Consider the following 15,458-nt stretch of genomic DNA (forward strand, 5'->3'; position numbering starts at 1 on the left):
GTTCGTCTGCAAAACCTGGACAAAAGAACCCGAACGCTTCAGGATCAACCCGATCCAGCACACCGTGGGACTAAACACCTAGTCATTAAAGACTAGGACATAAGTTGTAAATGGTTGACCTGGCGCAAACCGCCTCCGCCTGTGCCGCAACTGAATGCAGGTCAAATAAGGGAAGCCTGATCGAGGCTATACTCACGGCATTCCCCAAAAACAGAGAAACCATGGACCCGATTGTCTGGCAAAGCGCCCATACCTATTCCGACATCCTGTTTGAAACCTGCGATGGCATCGCCAAGATCACGATCAACCGTCCGGAACGGCGCAATGCCTTCCGCCCGGAAACCGTCCAGCAACTGATCGATGCTTTTCACCGCGCCCATCACGACAACACGATCGGCGCCATCATCCTGACCGGCACCGGCGACGAAGCCTTCTGTGCCGGCGGCGACCAGAAAATCCGTGGTGACGAAGGCTATATCGACGAAGGCGGCACGCCGCACCTGAACGTGCTCGACCTGCAAATGCAGATCCGTCGCCTCCCCAAGCCGGTGGTAGCGATGGTGGCCGGGTTTGCGATCGGCGGCGGCCACGTCCTGCACCTGGTCTGCGATTTGTCCATCGCCGCAGAGAATGCCCGCTTCGGCCAGACCGGCCCGCGCGTCGGCAGCTTCGATGCCGGCCTGGGCGCAGGCCTGATGGCCCGCACCATCGGCATGAAGCGCGCCAAGGAAATCTGGCTGCTCTGCCGTCAGTACGACGCCGCCACCGCCCTCGACTGGGGCCTGGTCAACGCCGTCGTACCCATCGCGGATCTGGAAGCGGAAACCGTCCGCTGGTGTCGCGACATGCTGACGCTCTCGCCGATGGCCCTGCGCATGATCAAGGCCGGATTCAACGCCGATACGGATGGCCTGGCCGGGATTCAGGAACTGGCCGGCAATGCCACCGGCTTGTTCTACATGACGGCAGAAGGCCAGGAAGGCCGCAATGCCTGGCTGGAACGCCGTCCTCCTGACTTTGCCCAGTACCGCAAGCGTCCGTGACCGCCTCGGCGCCGCACTGGATTGACTACAGCCTGCCGCTGCGTCGCCCCTGGGTGACTCAGTACGGCCAGGAAACCCGGCGCCAGGGCCGTTTATGCCGGATCGGCGATACGGCCGGCCTGGTCGGCTGGGGCGACGCCTCGCCGCTCCCCGCCCTGGGCATCACCCCCGAACTGGCGACACGCTACGCCCTCGAGTGCGCCAGCCTCGACCTCGCCGCCCGCCAGGCCCGCGTACCGCTCTATCGCCACTTGGGACAAGCGCGCCCGGTCAGCAGCCTGGAGGTCAACTGCATGCTGGGCAGCCTTGCCGACTGCACCGCCGAACAGGTTGCAAACGCCTACGCACAAGGTTTTCGCTGCTTTAAGTTGAAACTGGGCGTGACGTCGCTGGCGCTGGAACTGGCCCAACTCGAACAGTTGACCGTCGGACTGCCGGGCGACGCCCGCTGGCGCCTCGATGCGAATGCCGCCTGGACGCTGAGCGATGCCCGATACGCGCTACACCGGATGCGGGACTGGCCCATCGAAGGGCTCGAAGAACCCATGGCCCATGCAGACGCCAATGATCTCGCCTGTTTGCAGGAAAGCGTTCCCTTCCCGCTCGCCATCGATGAATCCTGGCACTTGGTTGATGCCGATTTCTTCAGCGCCCCCTGCGTCCGCCGGCTGATCCTGAAACCGGCCCGCCTGGGCGGCTTGAAGGAAAGCGTGCGGATCGCCGAATACGCCCGGCGTGCAGGCCTCGACTGCGTGGTGACCAGCGCGCTGGAAAGTGCCTGCGGGCTGCGTGCGGCAGCACATCTGGCCGCTGCCATCGCGCCGGATGCCTGTCACGGCCTGGCCACGGGTGACTGGCTACTGGACGACACAGGAGCAAGGCCGAGGCTGACCGACGGTCGACTCGCGCTGGACAGCGAAAATGGGCCAGACGGAACGGGCTTCACGCCCGCCACGGCTTACTTGTCGGCTTTCTCGCCCGGATTGAACTGAAAGCCGGTAAACATCGAACGCGTCTGGCTTTGCAGCTGGTCCTGCATGGACTGGAACATCTTCTGGGATTGATCCATGTAAGCGGTCATCACGCTCTGCATGGCCGGCTGCTGGAAGTTCAGGAACTGGTTCCAGAAATCCGCCTGCACGGAGGCATTGTCGGTCCCGTACATGCTGCGCGACTGCTCCTGCAGCTTGCCCTGGAAGTCGACAAACGTCTTCATGTTGTTCTCGAGATACTTCCCGAGCATGCCCTGCATCGTGCTGCCGTAGAACCGGATAAAACCGGACAGCAGGTCGCTGGAGAACATCGGCACCCCGCCGGTTTCCTCTTCCAGAATGATCTGGAGCAGGATGGAGCGGGTCAGGTCATCCCCGGACTTGGCGTCAACCACCTTGAAAACTTCGAACTTGAGGACCAGATCCTTGACGTCACCGAGCGTGATGTACGCGCTTGTTTTGGTGTCGTACAGGCGACGATTGGGGTATTTCTTGATCAGGCGTACCGCTTCCGACATGCTGCGATCCTCAAATACGGGTTTGTGTGCAGTGCAACATTATAGCTAAAAACGTTTCATGCTGATGCCCATTTTGTGCAGTTGTGACAGGTTTCTGACAGCAAGACAGGCGCACAATCACAGTCATAACAATGAATGCGACAACCACTAAAAGCACGGGGGAAGACCATGAAGATTCAACAAAAGCTACAGATTCTATTGGCCATTGCGATTGGCGCGCTGATTCTTGTCGGCGGATTGGGATTACGGGGCATCCTGATCGAGAGCGAGGCCATCGATGACATTGGCGGGAACCGCATGCCTTCCGTCACGAACCTGCTCCTGATCCGGGAAGCACTGACTGAAACGTCGCGCGGCACCTACATGGCCCTGGCGCTCACCCCCGCGATGTCTGCCGAAAAGAAAAAGGCAGAGATTGAGGTCATTCAGCAACGCAAGGGAAATAGTCAGAAACAACTGGAAGCGGCGATCAAAGGCTATGAAGCCCTCCCCGCCGATGCATCCGAGCAGGCGCTCTGGAATGAGACCAAAAAGCAGCTCGACACCTGGCTGACACTGGAAAGCCGCCTGCGTGTCGCCGAAGAAAAAGCCTTGAAATCGCTGACGGAAGAGGCTTTTAGTGCCTTCCAAAAAGAATCACGCGATGTGATTGAACAGCGTCGCCCGATCACCAAAGCGCTGTATGAAGCCCTTGGAAAAGTCATTGACCTGAATACGGCCGAAGGCCAGAAATCCTTTGCTGTCGCTCATGATGCGGCCGACTTTGCGAAAAAATCGGAGATCACCGTCCTCTTGATTGCCATCGGCCTCATTCTCGCCATCGGCTGGTCGATCATCAAAAGCATCATGCGCCCGATCAGCATCGCACAAGAGACCGTTCAGCACATTGCCGAAACCAGTGACCTGACCCGCCGAGTGGATTACCAGGCCAGCGACGAGGTCGGCGGCATGGTTTCAGCCCTGAATCACATGCTGGGCAAGGTTCAGGATTCGATGCAACGCATCCAGACCAGCATGAGCGATGTGCAAGCGGCCGTCGGCACGCTGACCTCAGCCTCACATGAAGTCGCCAACAGTTCCGCAAACCAAAGCAGTGCAGCCGCTGCCATGGCCTCCAACATCGAGCAACTGACCGTGAGCATCAATACCGTCAGCGACAGCGCCAGCGAAGCCCGCAATATGGCCGCCGAATCGGCCAACGTATCAGATGAGGGCGGACAAATCCTCGAACGCACCATCGCCGAAATGAACAGCATCAACCAGACTGTTGAACGCGCCTCCGGCGTCATCGCCTCACTCGGCAAAGAGGCGGAACAGATTTCCAGTATTGTCCAGGTCATCAAGGACGTGGCCGATCAGACCAACCTGCTTGCGCTCAACGCGGCCATCGAGGCGGCCCGTGCCGGCGAACAGGGGCGCGGCTTTGCCGTGGTGGCCGATGAGGTGCGAAAACTCGCTGAGCGCACCAGTCAATCGACACAAGACATCAGTCAAATGGTCGCCACCATCCAGCAATCGAGCAGCAACGCCGTACACGAAATGCAGGAAGTCGTCTCCCGCATGGCCAACGGCATGCATTTAGCGACCGATGCAGGGGAACGCATGGTGTCCATCCGCGATGCCGCACAACGTGTCACCGGTGCCGTCGTCGATATCAGCAGCGCCCTGCAAGAACAAAGCGTGGCCAGCCATGACATCGCCCGTCACGTCGAATCCATTGCGCAAATGACCGACGAAAACCACGCAGCAGCAGACCAGACGGCCAGCGAGGCGAAACGACTGGACGGGCTTGCTCAGGATGTCTCCCGCGTGATCAGCAGTTTCAAGGTCTAAGCAGCAGAGGGGAAATCCCCTTTGCTGCATTGCGGTAACAGCTTGTAACAATTCATGTTTCTTTAAGCGGTTATAATCCGGGCATTGACTCACTCGTTTCATTGCCCGTGCGCAAACTCCCCCTGCTCCTCGTCGCGCTTCTTGCTGCCGTTCAGTTGCATGCCGCTGAACTGCTTGCCGACAATGCCATTTCCAACGTCGACGCGACCCAGGTCCCCGCAGATGTGGTGATTACGCCCGTGCCCATGCCGCTGCCGGTGCAGGAGCTCTTGCAGCCGGTCAACCCGGCCAAAACGCTCAAAACCGCACGCAAGGCCAAACAGCAAAAAGCGGAAGCTCTGGTCTCCCTGCCGCTCAGCAGAACGGAACGCCAGCAACTCGGCTTGCTTTCGCCCAAGCGAACTCAGGAAAAATACCGTTTCGTCTTTTCCGGCGACGAGAACGACCCGGATGATTTCGACGAACTGGCGATCCATGTTTCCTACAGCCGTCCGCGCCTGAAATCGGACGACCCACAGGACAATGCACTGGATGCCCTCCCCGCCCCGTCGGATACGGCACGTGTGCGTTTGCTGTTTGCCCGCCTGAAGGCACTGGAAGCACACGCCATCGCGCAAGCCCCGGACGACGGCGCCCCGCTCTCCGGTAACGTTCAGCAACGCCTGGCAGAAGCCCGGCACAAAGCCATGGCCATCCACCAGGCCAAATTCGGTTAACCCCAGGCTGCAACAACCGCCCCCCTTCGCATCACCTCCTGGCAAAAAAAATCCCCGGACAAGCCGGGGATAAAATGATGATGCAAGGAAGAGAAGTTGCGTCGTCGGATCAGAAGTTGTAGTTCAACTGAACCGAGAAGAGATCGGCACGCGTTTTAAAGTCGCCACGAACCGTCTGACGGACATAAGTTTCGTCCGTGGAGGAGACATTACGAGCCGTTTTTGCGTCCTTAAAGAAAATATGGGCGTATCCCATATCCAGAGAAGTGGCCTTGTTCATAGACCAACGGGCGCCAAAGGCCAACCAGATACGGTCTGAATCCGGCACCGTCATCGTGCGGTGCGCGTCATCCGGAACCGGTGTTTCATCGTAAGCCAAGCCTGCACGCAGATTCCAAGCCTGATTCAGCTGATATTTACCGCCGATACCGACACGCCAGGTATCCTTGAAGTTGTAGCGCAACGGAGCCGTCGCGCGCGCACCAGTACCTGCATCAACCGGCATCAGCGTCTTCACAGAGCTCCAGCCCGTCCAGGTGGCATCAGCAAGCAACTCCAGGCGATCGTTCAACTTATGGCTTAGTGCCAAGGAGAAAGTATCCGGCGTTTCGAGTTCAGCCTTGATCTTTTGGTTCACATTCGCCGCATCGACCTTGAGCGTTCCGTCCAGGTGAAACTTCATCGTAGAGCGATAGCTGACCCCCACGCGGCTCTGCGGCGAAAGCTGGAACATAGCCCCAACGTTGTAGCCCCAGGCGGTATCATCGCCGGAGAGAACCGCCTTGCCAGCAGTCGACAACCCGGTCGGCGTGTATTGGCGGAACTCGATTTCATTCTTGGCGAAATTGATGCCGGCCCCCAGCGAGACCACCTCGTTCACCCGATAGGCGATGGAAGGATTCAGGTTCATCTGGTGAATAGAAGTGTATTGACCGGAAAAGCGCCCGGCAAACTCTTCCCCATATTCGGTCTCACTGCCGTAGGTCACGGACATCCCCACCCCCACGCGCAAAGCCGGCGTGATTGCATAGCTGTAATAACCGGCCGGCACGAGGGCCGTACCACCGCCATTACCGCCGTTGTCCCCAATCGCCAGCCCCGAGGTCGGCACAGCTTGGGAAATACGGATCCGGTCGGTTCCCGTATCCGTGAATTTGACAGAACGATCAATCACTGTGCCAGACAAGGAAATGCTGTGTCCCTGCTCGAGGTAAGTCATCCCGGCCGGATTGAAGAAGATGGTGCTTGCATCTTCTGCGACGGCTGCAGCCCCGGCGAAGGCCACGCTGGTGCCGGACGCATTCTGGTTCTGGAGTTGGAAGCCGGCAGCTGCTGCGGTACCGGAAAAAGCGACGGCGATCAGCGCCGGAATCAGGCGGAGGCCCTGTTGGGTTTGCATCGATTTGTCTCCTAGTTGTGATGTTGGGGATAAATCCCTTGTGTTACGAAACTCATTAAAACTCAAACAAACGTTTGAAATACCGTTTGATCGAAAAAAACCCGTTAAGGGTGTTGTTGATTTACAACAACGCTTAACGGGTGTGACGGCGATAGTGCAGCGGGCCACCCGTGAAGGGGGCAAATCCTGTTCCGAAGATCACGCCGGCATCGGCCAGTTCGGCATCGCTCACGATCCCGTCGGCAACCAATTGTTCAACACGATCCACCAGCGGTTTAGCCAGGCGCTCAGCCAGACCCGCCGGCACGCCACCTGCTGCGCCCTTCTTGGCCTTGCCGCTGCTCCAGTCGTAAAAGCCTTGGCCGGATTTTTTGCCCAGCAGATTCTTTTCGACCCGGCTCAACAGGCACTTCGGCGCATCCGCCCCACCGGCCAGCTGTTTGCCGGCTGCCATGGCGATATCCAGACCTACCGTGTCGATCAGTTCGATCGGGCCCATCGGCATACCGAAAGCGAGCATGGCTTCATCCACGGTTTCCGGTGAAATGCCCTCGTCGACCGCCCGCATCGCCGCCAGCATGTAGGGCGCAAGCACGGCGTTAACCAGGAAGCCCGGTGCGCTCTTGACTGGCAGCGGCAGCTTGTCGATCTGGCGGACAAAAGCACAGGCAGCCTGTACCGCCTGCGGGTCGCATCCTTCTGCTTCCACCACCTCCACCAGCGGCATCATCGCGACCGGGTTGAAGAAATGGATGCCGACCAGACGCTCCGGGCGTTGAAGCACCGTGCGCAAGTCCTCGATCTTGAGGCTGGAGGTATTGGTCGCGAGGATGGCCCCCGGCTTCATCCGCGGTTCGAGGCTCTTGAACAGCGCGTGCTTGGCTTCGACGTTCTCGAAGATGGCTTCGATGATCACATCCGCATGGGCCACGCCATCGCCCTTTACATCCGGAATCAGACGATCAAATGCGGCGCGGGCCTTGAGCGGGTCGCGCAGTTTGCGGGTATAGAGCTTGTGCGCGCGCTGCATGGCCGGCGCAATCCGTTCCACGCTCTGATCCTGCAGCGTCACCGTCATGCCCCGCAGGGCGCACCAGGCGGCGATATCACCGCCCATCACGCCAGCACCGATCACATGCACATGCCGGGCCTTGAAATCAACGTCCTTGCCGAAACCTTTCAGGCGTTCCTGCATGTAAAACACGCGCACCAGATTGCGTGCCGTCGGCGACGAGATGATGCGATCGACCACCTCGGGTGCCGCCAGGGCATTGCCATTGTGCTTGGCCCAGAGGTCGATGATGGCATACGGCGCCGGGTAATGTGCCGGCCGAGCCTTGCGGGCGACCTGCTTGCGCGCGCCATTGGCGACCACAGCCTTGAGCGGGCCATTGAGCAGACGCTGCATGAACGGCAACGGACGACGTGCCTGACCGGAAAGCAGCAGCTGACGGGCTGCCGGCCCCATCACACGCGGCGGCACGCATTCATCGGCCAGGCCGAGCTTCTTGGCGCGCTTGGCATCCAGGGTCTTGCCGGTGAGCATCATGTCGAGTGCCAGCGCCGGTCCGACGCGTTGCGGCAGGCGCAGCATGCCGCCCCAACCGGGGAAGATGCCGAGCATGACTTCCGGTAAGCCCAGCTTGGTACCGGATTCATCGACCGCCAGAATGTAACGGCAGGCCAGCGCCAGTTCCAGACCACCGCCCAGGCAATGACCACGCACCACGGCCAGGGTCGGATACGGCACGGCAGCCAGACGGTTGAACAAATGCCAGCCACGCTCGACCAGCGCCCGCCCTTTTTCCGGCGTATCCAGCTGGGTGAATTCCTGAATGTCGGCCCCGGCAATAAAGCCTGCCGCCTTGCCGGAACGGAAAATCAGGCCCTTGGGGGGAGTACGCTCAAAGGCATCGAGGATCTGGGCCAGTTCGCCCATCACCGCGACCGACAAGGAATTGGCCGATTCACCGGCCTTGTCGAAAATGGCGGTGGCGACGCCTTCGGCATCCAGCTCGACCCGCCAATGTTGCAGATTCAGATTCATGTCTTGATTCCTCAATGGATCGTTGGGGACACGGCCGCAAATGCGGCGGAAATCGCCCCCGGACCGACGTTGACCGCCGCCGTCTTGCTCATCGGGGCGATCAGGATGTTCGTATGGTGTGCGGCAGCAGTCTCTGCAAAGTGCGCATACCCGGGCAGGGCCTCGACCTGCTCCGGCTCGCCGCCATAACTCAGGCAGACCACCGGCGCGCTCAGCCCGCCTTCAATCTGACGCGCCAGACCAGCGAAAAGCTTGCCGACCCCGACCTCGAATCCCCGCACCTTATCCACCGTCCGCGTCACATCACAATGGCAGTGCAGGATGGGTTTCATGTCCAGCCAGCTGCCCAGGGTATAGGAGGTCCAGCTCAGACTGCTGTCCCCTTTGCGCGAGGCCCGCTTGTAAATGTGAAACAGATCGGCGGGAACGAGGTAGGTATGGGTCTGCTCAATCAACTGGCGCAGGCGCGCACCGATCTCGCTGGGTGCACCGCCGGCGCGGATCAGGCGAACCGCTTCAGCCACCGGGACAGCCTGGCCGGTAAACAGATTGCGAGTACTCAACACGGCCAGACCAAAACGCTCCGGCAAACCGGCCTGACGGCGGATCGCCTTGTATTTGGTGAGAATGGTGCGCGAAGCCTGCATCGCATGCTGATAGATCGGGCTGCGTTCGCTCGTGATGGTCAGGCAAAAGACGTAGTCGTAATCGAGCACCAGACGCTCGAGGAACAGGCGCTCGATCTGCTCGACCGAATACGGGATGGATTCCGCGAAATCTTCGTCCTTGCGATCCATCTGCCGACGATAGAAAGCCTGCGTCGCCTTGGGGTCGCGGGCATCCTCGATCAGACGCTCACCGATGCGCAAGGTGATGGGCATCACCAGCACACCGTGCTGATCGAGAAAGTCCCGCGGCAAATCGCAGGCAGAATCGACGACGATCCCGATGCGCATGTCAGTCCAGCGCCTCAACCAGCATGGCGCCGCCCAGGCCACCCCCGATACAGATGGTCGCGATGCCGCGCTTGGCCTTGTTACGACGCAACACATGCAACAGGTGGAGCACGATACGCGCCCCCGAGGCCCCCACCGGATGACCGATGGACACCGCACCGCCATCGACGTTGAAACGCTCCGGATCAATCTTCCCGAACGCCCCATCGAGGCCGAGTTGCTCGCGGCAATAGGTCTCATCCTCCCAGGCAGCGAGGCAGCCCATGACCTGCGCGGCAAAGGCTTCATTCAGCTCCCAGTAATCGATATCGGAGAGCGACAGACCGTGGCGCTGCAGCATCGGCGTCGAGGCATGCACCGGGCCGAGGCCCATCTGCTCGGGCTCCAGGCCGGACCATTGGCTATCGACGATCTTGCCGATCGGCTTAAGGCCCCACTGCTGCACGGCCTCTTCCGAGGCCAGCAAGACCCAGGCCGCGCCATCGGTGATCTGGGAGCTGTTGGCCGCAGTGATGTTGCCGTACTTCTTGTCGAAGAAGGGCTTCAGCTTGGCCATGCCGGCCATGCTGGCATCGGCGCGCACACCGTCGTCCTCGCCATAGACCTTGCCCTGGCCATCGACCACCGGCACGATTTCATCGAAATGACCAGCCTTGCGGCCTGCCAGTGCGCGCTGGTGGCTGCGCACGGCGAACTCATCCATCTGCTGGCGATTGATGCCAAAGCGCCAGGCCACGTTTTCAGCCGTCTGGCCCATGAGCAAACCAACCACAGGATCGGTCAGGCCTTTCATCAGGCCGATGACCGGGGTGAGCAGCATGGCGGGGCGCAATTTCAGGAAGTGCTGGATTTTCTGGCCCGCGGTACGCAGGCTCATCATCCCGGCAAACCAGCGCACCATTGCATCCGAATAGAGCAGCGGCGCGCGCGAGAGCGCATCGACGCCGCCGGCCATCACCAAGTTGGCGCGGCCGCTCTGGATGTTGGCGATGGCAGAGTCGATGGCCTGCATGCCGGAAGCGCAATTGCGCATCACGGTCCAGCCCGGCACTTTTTTGCCACAGCCCATGCGCAGGGCGACCATACGGCCGATATTGGTCTCATCCGGCGAGGGCGCGGCACAGCCGAGGATCACCTCATCCAGATCGCTCGGCGCGAAGGGCTGACGCAGCAACAGCGCGCGCCCGGCCTGGGTGGCCAGATCCGAGGCCGCAAACGGCCCCGGCCCCTTCTGTGCCTTCAGGAACGGCGAACGGGCGCCGTCCACCACGTAGATGGTCTTGCTCATCTCAGGCTGCCTTGCGGCACTCGGCCGGCTTGTTGGCGGTGGCCACGTTGTAGTCGAACGGGAAATCATCGACGCGCACCACGATGTCGCGCAGGTGGTTGCGCCGCTTCATCACCTCGTACTCGGCGGCGCTGATCACGCCGGCTTCAAACGCAGCAATGGCGATATCGCGGACATTGGCCACCGGGTTGTTGTCGAAACGCCCGTCCTTTTCCGCTGCGCGGATCTTGGCCTCGATGGCTTCCGCTTCGAGCGTGGCCTTCAGCGCCAGTTCGATGGCGCCCACCGGCTCCTGCTCAAGCATCGGCACGAAGCACTCCGCCGTCAGGCGATCGCGGGTGGCAGACGGGGCGATCAGGGCCTTGGCGACCTGATGACCGATCTCGTCGGACGGCACGACATACGGATGGCCCCACGGGAAGATGATGCGATTGACGATGGCTGCGATGAAACGCACCGGGAAGTTGGCAATCACACCGTCAAACGCCTGCTGCGCCTTGTACATCGAATCCCAGATAGCCCAGTGAGCCAGGGGGGCATCTTCCTGCTTGCGGCCCTCTTCCTCGTAACGCTTGAGGGTGCAGGAAATCAGATACATCTGGGCGAGGATATCGCCGAGGCGCGCCGAAAGTTTTTCGCGACGCTTGACGCTGCCGCCCAGCACAAGCAGGGAGACATCGGAGAGGAAGGCAAAGGCGGCGGAGAAGCGGCTCAACTGCTGGTAGTAACGCTTCATTTCCGGTGCCACATCGGTGTTGACCGTCGCGAAGTGCGAGCCGGTCACGCCTTGCCACAAGGCACGCAGGGCGTTCTTGATGGTGAAGCCGATATGACCGAACAGCGCCTTGTCGAAATCGACCAGACCTTGCTTGACGTTCGGATTCTGGGCCGCCTGCATTTCCGGCAGCAGATACGGATGGCAACGGATCGCGCCCTGACCGAAGATGATCAGCGAACGGGTCAGGATATTGGCGCCTTCAACGGTGATCCCGATCGGCACCTGCTGGTAGGCACGGCCGAGGAAGTTCGACGGGCCAAGACAGATGCCCTTGCCGCCGATCACATCCATGCCGTCATTGACCACCTGGCGGCCGCGTTCGGTCACGTGGTATTTGGCGATGGCCGAGACCACGGACGGTTTTTCGCCCAGATCGACCGCACCGGCCGTCATCTTGCGCACGGCATCCATCATGTAAGTGTAGGCACCGATACGGGTCAGCGCTTCCTCGACGCCTTCGAACTTGCCGACCGCCATCTTGAACTGGGAGCGCACACGGGCGTATCCGCCGACGGCGCGCGCCGTCATCTGGGCCATGCCGGTATTGGACGACGGCAAGGAAATGGAACGACCGGCTGCCAGACACTCCATCAGCATGCGCCAGCCTTGGCCGGCCATCTTCGGACCACCGATGATGAAATCGAGCGGCATGAAGACTTCGTGACCGCGCGTCGGGCCGTTCATGAACATGGCGTTGAGCGGGAAATGGCGACGACCGGTATCCACGCCCGGATGATCGTACGGCACCAGCGCACAGGTGATCCCGATGTGCTTCTTGTCGCCGAGCAGACCTTCCGGATCGTACAGGTGGAAAGCCAGGCCGAAAACGGTGCACACCGGGGCGAGCGTGATGTAACGCTTGTCCCAGCTGACGCGCATGCCGAGCACTTCCTTGCCTTGCCACATGCCCTTGCAGACAACGCCCGCATCCGGGATGGACGCGGCATCGGAGCCGGCCCAGGGACTGGTCAGCGCAAAGGCCGGCACTTCGATGCCCTTGGCCAGACGCGGCAGGTAGTAATCTTTCTGCGCTTCGGTCCCGTAATGCAGGAGCAGTTCTGCCGGGCCGAGGGAGTTCGGCACCATGACGGAAACCGACAAGGCCGAGGAGCGGGTGGACAGCTTGGTCACCACCTGCGAATGCGCATAGGCGGAAAACTCGAGGCCACCGTACTTCTTCGGAATGATCATGCCAAGGAAGCCCTTGTCCTTGATGTAGCGCCAGGCTTCGTGCGGCAGGTCATAGAGTTCGTGGGTCACCTTCCAGTCATCGACCAGACGGCAGGCTTCCTCGCACTCCTTGTCGAGGAAGGATTGTTCTGCCGGGGTCAGCTTCGGCTGGGGATAGGCATGCAGTTTCTGCCAATCGGGCTTGCCGCGGAAAAGCTCGCCTTCCCACCAGACGGTACCGGCTTCAAGCGCATCGCGCTCGGTATCGGACATCTGCGGGAGCACCTTGCGGTAGGCGGAAAAAATGGGCCGGGTGATCAGCGCACGGCGGAGGGGCCGGACGATGATCAGCCCGGCCAAAGTCGCCACGGCGGCGATACCCAGCAGAGGGATGAGGGTGTCGGACATGCTGTATGTCTCCTGTTAGGGTCTTTATATGGAACGGGTCGATTACAAGCTGTCGACCGCAGCTTCTGAAAACTGGGGCAAGGGAGCGCGCAGTCCGCCGAGCAGGAAGGACATCAGACGCGGCACCAGGCGATCGAGACGATCGGTGGCGTCCTCTGCCTCGATCTGCCAGTCGGTGACCAGACGCAGGGAGTCGGTCCCCGCGATCGCGTAGGAGGTCGCCCCCAGCATGAAGTGAAAACGCCAGACGATTTCGGCTTTCGGCACATCCGGCAAGGCACGGAACAGGGCCTCCTTGTAGCGATCGACCACAGCCTTGTACTCATGCGCCAGGAAGGTACGGATGAACTCGGAAGGATCGGTCAGGGTACGGCCCAGCAAGCGCAGGAAGGTCATTCCACCGCGCTCTTCATCATCGGCAATGCGCAGCAAGGTACCGAAGAAACCATCCACGATGAGCGAAGGCTTGATCGCCTTGCCATCGGACTCTGCCTCGAACTGATCCAGCACACGCAAGCGCTCTTCGTTCAGCCAATCCAGACGGCGCCGAAAGACTTCCTGCATGAGCGACTCTTTTGAGCCAAAATGGTAGTTGATCGCAGCCAGATTGACCCCGGCTTCGCTGGTGATCTGACGCATCGAGGTCCCCTCGTAGCCATGCGCCATGAACAGGCGCTCGGCGGCATCCAGAATGCGTTCGCGGGTATCTGCTTTTGATTCGGCCATGATGCTCACTCCACTATGATTCATACGTTCGTTTGAATCATAGGTTAAGCCATCGTAACTGGCAAGCCCCTTTTTACATTTTCCTTTTTAAGTCGGCCTCTTAGGCGTGGCTTAGCCAAGTGCCGGATTCAGCGCAGCTTGAAGCATCCTGCCGCGCGATCCTTCTCATAATGCGTATGCGGCAGGACACGTCCATGCATCGCGATATACACACCGGCAGGCAACTGCTGAACAGCGGCGTAGGCCACCCCGACGTTGAATGCGGCATCCGACCCGTCCACGCTGTAGGGCACCATCGCCCCCGTCAGCACCACCGTTTTGGCCGGCGCCCGGGCGGCAATACAGGCCGCGGAGAGGCCCATGGTGTCGGTACCATGCGTGATCAGGACATGCCGGCCGGGCAATGCAGCAACCGTATCGGCCAGCAACGCACGATCGGCATCGTTCATATCCAGACTGTCCTTCTGCAAGACAGCGTGAACCGTGATTGCCTCCCCGGACAAGCCAGCCAGACCCAGAATCGCCGGCAATACAGGTTCCCCGACATCCAGATTGCCGGTCAGCGGGTTGTAGCGCTTGTCGATCGTGCCCCCTGTGGCAACGAGATGCAGTGAAATGGACATCAACGCGGCTCCATCAATCTCAACGTGGCAACGCACGCGGCGTCGCTTGGCGATAGTGCAGGAAGCGGCAGCTCACCGGCTGCCCACTTTTTCTTTCGAGATAGGTTTGACAGTGGTCGCCGACCACCGCCCACGTATCCAGGGGAATCTCCGCCGGAAAATAGGTATCACCGGCAAAATCCCGCTCAATCCGCGTCAGGTAAAAGTCCGTACAGTACGGCCAGGCCGCCGCATAGACAGACGCACCGCCGATGACAAAAACCGGCTTGCCGGTTGCCTGCGCTCGCCGGATCCCCTCCTCGACCGAAGCCACACGATGGCAACCCGGACGCACGGCATAATCCGTCTGGCTTGAGACAATGAAGGCATCCACCGGCACCACATCCATGGACTCATAGGTCAGCCGACCGATCACCAAGGCCGCGCCCTCGACCATGCGCTCGAAGTAGGCCAGTTCTTCCGGAATATCCCAGGGCAGCCAGCCCGCCAGCCCGAGCATGCCATTTTGCGCCACTGCCCCGATTGCCGCGATCAAGTTCGGCTCCCGGCCCATTGCTCACGGGTCATCATCAAGGAGATGGCGGGCGTTCCCTGGCCGTTATAGACATGGGGTTTATGCATGGCAATGTAGGCTTGCGTCACGATGGGCATGCTGAAAATGGCATCCATGACCTCCAGGATGCTCGACTCCAGACATTCGCAATGCGCATTCTCCTCCAGGCGACGGATCGCCAGGAAAATCACCTCGTAATCGACAACCTGCCGGATATCGTGCGGATTCGCGACCGCCGTCATCGGCGCCCAGGCGTCCGCATGCACAACCACGGCCTGCGGGCCATGCTTTTCCAGCGGATTGCAACCGGTACGCAACTGGATCGTGGCATCCACCGATGCGCACCAGTGTCCGGCCAAGGGCATCGGCATGGGATAAGCGTTGTTCATGTTCTCGGCGTATTCAGAA

General features: G+C 60.5%; 14 protein-coding genes. 4 read left to right on the forward strand and 10 right to left on the reverse strand.

Features of this window, described 5'->3' with window-relative positions; genetic code table 11:
• The first annotated feature begins 221 nt into the window (after positions 1-221).
• Both menB and AACO21_RS05120 read left to right on the forward strand, forming a co-directional pair.
• Positions 222-1,043 carry a 1,4-dihydroxy-2-naphthoyl-CoA synthase gene (menB, locus tag AACO21_RS05115; protein ID WP_346191425.1) on the forward strand — a complete coding sequence of 274 codons (822 nt, stop codon included), beginning with the start codon at positions 222-224 and terminating at the stop codon, positions 1,041-1,043.
• The gene (locus AACO21_RS05120; protein ID WP_346191426.1) at positions 1,040-2,035 is read left to right on the forward strand and encodes an o-succinylbenzoate synthase; all 996 of its coding nucleotides are present in this window, start codon (positions 1,040-1,042) and stop codon (positions 2,033-2,035) included. The genes menB and AACO21_RS05120 overlap by 4 nt, the downstream gene beginning before the upstream one ends.
• On the opposite strand, the gene phaR is transcribed toward AACO21_RS05120, so the two are convergent.
• Positions 2,002-2,553: a polyhydroxyalkanoate synthesis repressor PhaR gene (phaR, locus tag AACO21_RS05125; protein ID WP_346191427.1), complete on the reverse strand. Its 552-nt coding sequence runs from the start codon at positions 2,551-2,553 to the stop codon at positions 2,002-2,004. The two genes, AACO21_RS05120 and phaR, sit on opposite strands and share 34 nt — an antisense overlap.
• A gap of 168 nt (positions 2,554-2,721) precedes the next feature.
• On the opposite strand from phaR, the gene AACO21_RS05130 reads away from it, so the two are divergent.
• Together AACO21_RS05130 and AACO21_RS05135 are read left to right on the forward strand one after the other, a co-directional pair.
• Positions 2,722-4,386, forward strand: a complete 1,665-nt coding sequence (locus tag AACO21_RS05130; RefSeq protein ID WP_346191428.1) for a methyl-accepting chemotaxis protein — start codon at positions 2,722-2,724, stop codon at positions 4,384-4,386.
• 107 nt (positions 4,387-4,493) lie between these two features.
• On the forward strand, positions 4,494-5,102 hold the full coding sequence (locus tag AACO21_RS05135) for a hypothetical protein (RefSeq protein WP_346191429.1): 609 nt from the start codon (positions 4,494-4,496) through the stop codon (positions 5,100-5,102).
• Between the two features lie 109 nt (positions 5,103-5,211).
• Here the strand turns inward: AACO21_RS05135 and AACO21_RS05140 are convergent, their stop codons facing one another.
• The 9 genes from AACO21_RS05140 to AACO21_RS05180 form a co-directional block, all read right to left on the reverse strand.
• On the reverse strand, positions 5,212-6,501 hold the full coding sequence (locus AACO21_RS05140; RefSeq protein WP_346191430.1) for an outer membrane protein transport protein: 1,290 nt from the start codon (positions 6,499-6,501) through the stop codon (positions 5,212-5,214).
• A 133-nt stretch (positions 6,502-6,634) separates the two neighbouring features.
• Positions 6,635-8,548: a 3-hydroxyacyl-CoA dehydrogenase NAD-binding domain-containing protein gene (locus AACO21_RS05145; RefSeq protein ID WP_346191431.1), complete on the reverse strand. Its 1,914-nt coding sequence runs from the start codon at positions 8,546-8,548 to the stop codon at positions 6,635-6,637.
• An 11-nt stretch (positions 8,549-8,559) separates the two neighbouring features.
• Entirely contained in the window at positions 8,560-9,504 is a 945-nt protein-coding gene (locus AACO21_RS05150) for a DegV family protein (protein WP_346191432.1), read from the reverse strand.
• A gap of 1 nt (position 9,505) precedes the next feature.
• Positions 9,506-10,792 (reverse strand): acetyl-CoA C-acetyltransferase, encoded by a 1,287-nt coding sequence (locus tag AACO21_RS05155; RefSeq protein ID WP_346191433.1) that lies wholly within the window; start codon positions 10,790-10,792, stop codon positions 9,506-9,508.
• 1 nt (position 10,793) lies between these two features.
• The gene (locus tag AACO21_RS05160; RefSeq protein WP_346191434.1) at positions 10,794-13,148 is read right to left on the reverse strand and encodes an acyl-CoA dehydrogenase; all 2,355 of its coding nucleotides are present in this window, start codon (positions 13,146-13,148) and stop codon (positions 10,794-10,796) included.
• Between the two features lie 42 nt (positions 13,149-13,190).
• Positions 13,191-13,874, reverse strand: coding sequence for a TetR family transcriptional regulator (locus tag AACO21_RS05165; RefSeq protein WP_346191435.1), 684 nt, complete (start codon positions 13,872-13,874; stop codon positions 13,191-13,193).
• Between the two features lie 128 nt (positions 13,875-14,002).
• Positions 14,003-14,497: an asparaginase domain-containing protein gene (locus AACO21_RS05170; RefSeq protein WP_346191436.1), complete on the reverse strand. Its 495-nt coding sequence runs from the start codon at positions 14,495-14,497 to the stop codon at positions 14,003-14,005.
• Between the two features lie 19 nt (positions 14,498-14,516).
• Positions 14,517-15,032 carry a dihydrofolate reductase gene (locus AACO21_RS05175; protein WP_346191437.1) on the reverse strand — a complete coding sequence of 172 codons (516 nt, stop codon included), beginning with the start codon at positions 15,030-15,032 and terminating at the stop codon, positions 14,517-14,519.
• The gene (locus AACO21_RS05180) at positions 15,029-15,439 is read right to left on the reverse strand and encodes a dihydroneopterin aldolase (RefSeq protein WP_346191438.1); all 411 of its coding nucleotides are present in this window, start codon (positions 15,437-15,439) and stop codon (positions 15,029-15,031) included. The genes AACO21_RS05175 and AACO21_RS05180 overlap by 4 nt, the downstream gene beginning before the upstream one ends.
• Positions 15,440-15,458 lie beyond the last annotated feature (19 nt).

Origin of the sequence: Dechloromonas sp. ZS-1, from assembly GCF_039649255.1 — a bacterium.
GTDB lineage: Bacteria > Pseudomonadota > Gammaproteobacteria > Burkholderiales > Rhodocyclaceae > Azonexus.

Excerpts from the sequence above, each read along its gene's own strand:
- AACO21_RS05140 (WP_346191430.1), bottom strand. The coding sequence starts at position 6,501 with ATGCAAACCCAACAGGGCCTCCGCCTGATTCCGGCGCTGATCGCCGTC.
- AACO21_RS05160 (WP_346191434.1), bottom strand. The coding sequence starts at position 13,148 with ATGTCCGACACCCTCATCCCTCTGCTGGGTATCGCCGCCGTGGCGACT.
- AACO21_RS05180 (WP_346191438.1), bottom strand. The coding sequence starts at position 15,439 with ATGAACAACGCTTATCCCATGCCGATGCCCTTGGCCGGACACTGGTGC.
- AACO21_RS05155 (WP_346191433.1), bottom strand. The coding sequence starts at position 10,792 with ATGAGCAAGACCATCTACGTGGTGGACGGCGCCCGTTCGCCGTTCCTG.
- AACO21_RS05165 (WP_346191435.1), bottom strand. The coding sequence starts at position 13,874 with ATGGCCGAATCAAAAGCAGATACCCGCGAACGCATTCTGGATGCCGCC.
- AACO21_RS05130 (WP_346191428.1), top strand. The coding sequence starts at position 2,722 with ATGAAGATTCAACAAAAGCTACAGATTCTATTGGCCATTGCGATTGGC.
- AACO21_RS05145 (WP_346191431.1), bottom strand. The coding sequence starts at position 8,548 with ATGAATCTGAATCTGCAACATTGGCGGGTCGAGCTGGATGCCGAAGGC.
- menB (WP_346191425.1), top strand. The coding sequence starts at position 222 with ATGGACCCGATTGTCTGGCAAAGCGCCCATACCTATTCCGACATCCTG.
- AACO21_RS05170 (WP_346191436.1), bottom strand. The coding sequence starts at position 14,497 with ATGTCCATTTCACTGCATCTCGTTGCCACAGGGGGCACGATCGACAAG.
- AACO21_RS05150 (WP_346191432.1), bottom strand. The coding sequence starts at position 9,504 with ATGCGCATCGGGATCGTCGTCGATTCTGCCTGCGATTTGCCGCGGGAC.
- phaR (WP_346191427.1), bottom strand. The coding sequence starts at position 2,553 with ATGTCGGAAGCGGTACGCCTGATCAAGAAATACCCCAATCGTCGCCTG.